We start from the raw sequence: 4,168 nt of genomic DNA, 5'->3' as shown, positions 1-4,168 counted from the left end.
GCGGCAATCTTCTCGCGGAGGGAACTATGAAACGTTTCCTGCTGATGTCGATGCTGTTTGCTCTGGCGGTGATTCTCGCCGGTTGCGATGACAAGCCGAAGACCGGCGCCTTGCCGCCGGCGCATCCCCTGACGGCGGATGCGATCGGCAGTTTCTGCAACATGAACGTGCTGGAGCATCCCGGCCCGAAAGGGCAGATCCTGCTGTCGGGCTGGCCGGAGCCGGTCTGGTTTTCGTCGACGCGCGACACCTTCGCCTATACGATGCTGCCTGAGGCAGCCAAGAATATCGCAGCCATCTATGTGTCGGACATGGCGAAAGCGGAGAGCTGGGACAATCCTGGAAGCGAGAACTGGATCGAGGCGCGAGAGGCCGTTTTCGTGATCGAGAGCGAAATGCGCAGCGGCATGGGGGCCGAAGAGGCCGTGCCTTTTGGCGACCGGTCAGCGGCCGAGCGTTTCGCCGCCGAGCATGGCGGCCGGATCGTCGGCTTTGCCGAAGTTCCGCAGGTCTACATCCTTGGCGACGGCCAGGCCGACGATCCGGCTGACCATTCCGCCCCAGCGCAGCTGGCTGAACGGGGAGCAGGGCATGCTCACTGACAATCTTCCCTCCCGCCGCCGTTTCCTCGGAATCTCCGCCGCAGCTGGCGGCCTGGCGCTTCTCCCGCTCCGCGGATGGGCGAAGGCAGAGGCCCGGATGGTGGAATGGCAGGGCGTGGCGCTCGGCGCCAACGTCAGTCTCCGGATACATCATCGCGATACCGGCATTGCCACGGAAGCCCTGCGGCAGGTGCTGCAGGATTTGCGCCGGCTCGAAGCGGTCTTCAGCCTCTATCGGGAAGATTCGTCGCTGCGGCAGCTGAACCGCCAGGGCAGTCTGGTCGCGCCAGCGCCCGAGCTTGTCGATTTGCTGCTGGCCAGCCGGCAGTATGCCGCACTGACCGATGGCGCCTTCGATCCCACCATCCAGCCGCTGTGGCAGCTCTACAGCCAGCATTTCACCGAGAGAGGAGAGGCCGATCCGCGAGGCCCCGCTCAGGAGGACATTGCTGCTGCTTTGCAGCTGGTCGGTCTTGAGAATGTACTCATCGATCGCGACCGCATCGCCTTCCGGCGCCGCGGCATGTCCATCAGCCTGAATGGCATTGCCCAGGGGTACGTCACCGACCGCGCGATCGAGCGCCTGCGCCGGCATGGCATCGAACATACCCTTGTGGATATGGGGGAAAGCCGCGCGCTGGGGCACCATCCCAGCGGTCGTCCCTGGCAGGCCATGATTGCCGATCCCCTCCAGCCGGGCCGCGACGGCCTGATCGTCCCGCTGGTGGATATGTCCCTGGCGACATCCGGCGGATATGGCTTCCAGTTCGATCCGGCCGGCCATTTCCATCACATCTTCGATCCGCGCAGCGGCCGCTCGCCACAGCGCTATCGCAGCGTTTCGGTGATGATGCCTACCGCGACGACGGCCGATGCGCTGTCGACTGCCTTTAGCCTCATGGCACCGGAAGACATCGAGGCAGTGTTGCGCCGGCTCGGTACCGGCAGGGCCTATCTGATCGCCCCGGACGGACAGTCCAGCACAATCCAGTCCTGATACATCCGACCGGTTGGCAGCCCCCGGTCTGTCGGTTAGGTATCTGGCATGGCACCTGCTTCAGCAAGCCGGACGCAAACCCATCGCCTGTTCTTCGCGGCAGCCGCGATCCAGGCGGCATTGAGCGTCGTTATCTGGGCCTTCGCCCCGCCGGACACCGCCACTCCTGCCGGCTGGCATGCCCATGAACTCCTGTTCGGCTATGCATCTGCTGTCATCGCCGGATTCCTGTTTGCAAAGACATCGCGTCCGGTCGTGCTGCTGGTTCTGCTGCTGTGGGCGGCGGCCAGAGTGGCGTGGATCTTTCCCGTCAGCCCTGCCGTTGCGGCCGGTCTCAGCGTCAGCGCAACGGCAGCCATTTCGGGTATCTCGGCCCGCGGTTTCCTGCGCGGTGCCAAGCAGGTTCGGAACTTCGTCTTCCCCCTTTTGCTGGGCCTGCTGCTCTGCTGCGATCTCCTCTCGCAGATGCATGTTTTCGGCATGGCCGAAGGCATGGAACGGGCGGCGATTCTGCTGGCGATATATATCGTCGTCGCCCTGATCCTCGTCATGGGCGGCCGGATTGCGGGCGCCGCATTCTCCGGCCTGAACCAGCGCGCCGGCGGCGCCCGGATCGCTCCGCGGCTCGGCCTGGAACGGATCCTGCCATTTCTGGTCGGCGGCGTTGCCGTGGCGGCAGCGGCAGATGGGTTTCCCGCACTGCTTGCCATCTGCGCCTGGCTGGCAGCAGGGGTCATCTGCCTTCGCATGCTGGACTGGCTGCCGGCCCTGCGGCTCGCCGGCCCGGATTTGTGGGGGCTGGCAGCGGCGCAAGTCTTTATTGCAGCCGGCCTGACCGGAATCGGGCTGCAACCTTTCGGCCCGGGCTGGAGCGCGACGGCGCCGCTGCATCTGCTGACCATCGGTGGCATCGGGATCGCCACCGTCACCATGATGCTGAAGACGACCGCGCAACGGGAACGCCAGGAGCCGGGACGCCGTCTTATGACGACGGCTGTGTTGCTGCTGGGCTTTGCAGCAGTTGTTCGCGCCATGGCCGAAGGCGTCGGCCCGACGGCCTATGCCATCGCGGCGATAGCCTGGTGCGCTGCGATGCTTTGCTGCCTGGCCCGGATGCTGAGGCGTTAGCGTCATCAGTACCGACTGTCCGGCGAGCGTGCCGCGTCCCGCACGACACGCGGAGAATTTGCGTCAGAGCAAAGAACGATTTCCAGGTTGGCCATATCAGGTTGCTCACAACGTGAGAAACCTAGCCATGAACAGCATGACGATGTGTCGGTGCGCTACTCTTGAAACCATAGACGTTCGCTTCCTTGCACAGGGAATTCGCAATGCGCTGATCCTGGGCAACACCGTGCGACTGATGCCGGGACAGGCGTTTCTGTTCGTCAGCGATCGCGATCCGAAACCGTTTTTCTATCAGCTCAAGAACGGATTTCCCGGCATCTTCCGCTGGGATTATCTGGGCCAGGGCCCCGACATCTGGCAGATCTGCATCACCCGCATCGCCACCTGAATCCGGAATCGGTACCGGCACAGGTTAGAAAGAGAGAGACTCTCTTCATGACGATCACGGAACGCATAGATGCCATAACCTTCATTGAGCCTGCGCGTGCCGCAGCAAGGGCGCCCGTGCCGCGCTCGGTGAAAATCGAACTCACTGCGCGCTGCAATTTCGCCTGTGCCTTCTGTGCACGGTCGATGAAGCTCCGCGACCAGAAGGACATGGATCGCGGCTTGTTCCAGCGACTGCTGCGCGAAATGCGCGACGCCGGTGTCGAGGAGATCGGCGTCTTCTATCTGGGCGAATCCTTCATGGTGCCGTGGCTGCCCGACGCCATCGCCTTCGCCAAGCAGGACTGCGGCTATCCTTACGTGTTTCTGACGACCAATGGTTCGCTGGCGACACCGGCCCGGGTGAAGGCCTGCATGGAAGCCGGACTGGACTCGCTGAAATTCTCTTACAATTACGCCGATACGGCGCAGTTCGTCGACGTGACCCGCGTGAAGGCGCGTTACTTCGACAAGATGAAGGAGAATATCGCCGGTGCCCACGCGGTACGTGCGGCCGGCAGCTACAAATGCGGCCTCTATGCCTCCTATATCGAATATGACGGCGAACAGGGCAGGCGGATGGAAGAGGCACTGGACGAGATACGCCCCTATGTCGACGAACTTTATGCCTTGCCGCTCTATAATCAGGCGGATCTCGTGCGCGAGGAAGAGGTCGGACGCGGCTGGTCGGCCGTTGCCGGCAACCGGGGCAGGGCAGCAGCCCTGCGCGACCCGTTGCCCTGCTGGTCGCTCTTCACCGAAGGCCATATCACCTGGGACGGCAATTTATCAGCCTGCTGCTTCGATCATGACGGCCGCTTCCATATGGGCGATCTGAAGGCGACGCCCTTCCTGGAGGCCTGGAATTCCGCAAAATTCCAGTTGCTGCGGGCTGCGCATCTGCAGCGCGATGTCCGTGGCACCGTCTGCGAGAGTTGCACCGTCTATGGCTGATCGGATCCGGAAGCCAGCTTGCGATGGCGCAAAGAAGCGCCGCCATCCGGAATCTATTCTG

At 63.1% G+C, this 4,168-nt stretch carries 5 protein-coding genes; all 5 read left to right on the top strand.

Going from position 1 to position 4,168, the window contains the following annotated elements; genetic code table 11:
* The coding region (locus CTR53_RS12735; RefSeq protein ID WP_290813823.1) for a nitrous oxide reductase accessory protein NosL at positions 1-602 on the top strand (602 nt) is incomplete at its 5' end.
* A 97-nt stretch (positions 603-699) separates the two neighbouring features.
* Complete coding sequence (locus CTR53_RS12730; RefSeq protein WP_290813820.1) at positions 700-1,599, top strand: FAD:protein FMN transferase; 900 nt, start codon at positions 700-702, stop codon at positions 1,597-1,599.
* A 48-nt stretch (positions 1,600-1,647) separates the two neighbouring features.
* A complete protein-coding gene (locus CTR53_RS12725; protein WP_290813817.1) occupies positions 1,648-2,727 on the top strand; it encodes an NnrS family protein in 1,080 nt (359 codons plus the stop codon).
* Between the two features lie 127 nt (positions 2,728-2,854).
* Positions 2,855-3,115: a DUF2249 domain-containing protein gene (locus CTR53_RS12720; RefSeq protein WP_290813815.1), complete on the top strand. Its 261-nt coding sequence runs from the start codon at positions 2,855-2,857 to the stop codon at positions 3,113-3,115.
* A 47-nt stretch (positions 3,116-3,162) separates the two neighbouring features.
* Positions 3,163-4,107: a radical SAM/SPASM domain-containing protein gene (locus CTR53_RS12715; protein ID WP_290813812.1), complete on the top strand. Its 945-nt coding sequence runs from the start codon at positions 3,163-3,165 to the stop codon at positions 4,105-4,107.
* Positions 4,108-4,168 lie beyond the last annotated feature (61 nt).

Origin of the sequence: Ferrovibrio sp., assembly GCF_002796975.1 — a bacterium.
Lineage (GTDB): Bacteria > Pseudomonadota > Alphaproteobacteria > Ferrovibrionales > Ferrovibrionaceae > Ferrovibrio.
Note: the sequence above shows the minus strand (reverse complement) of the source record. Positions and strands in the feature narration are given on the sequence as shown.

Coding starts and splice junctions, on each gene's coding strand:
- CTR53_RS12730 (WP_290813820.1), top strand. CDS start 700: ATGGTGGAATGGCAGGGCGTGGCGCTCGGCGCCAACGTCAGTCTCCGG.
- CTR53_RS12725 (WP_290813817.1), top strand. CDS start 1,648: ATGGCACCTGCTTCAGCAAGCCGGACGCAAACCCATCGCCTGTTCTTC.
- CTR53_RS12720 (WP_290813815.1), top strand. CDS start 2,855: ATGAACAGCATGACGATGTGTCGGTGCGCTACTCTTGAAACCATAGAC.
- CTR53_RS12715 (WP_290813812.1), top strand. CDS start 3,163: ATGACGATCACGGAACGCATAGATGCCATAACCTTCATTGAGCCTGCG.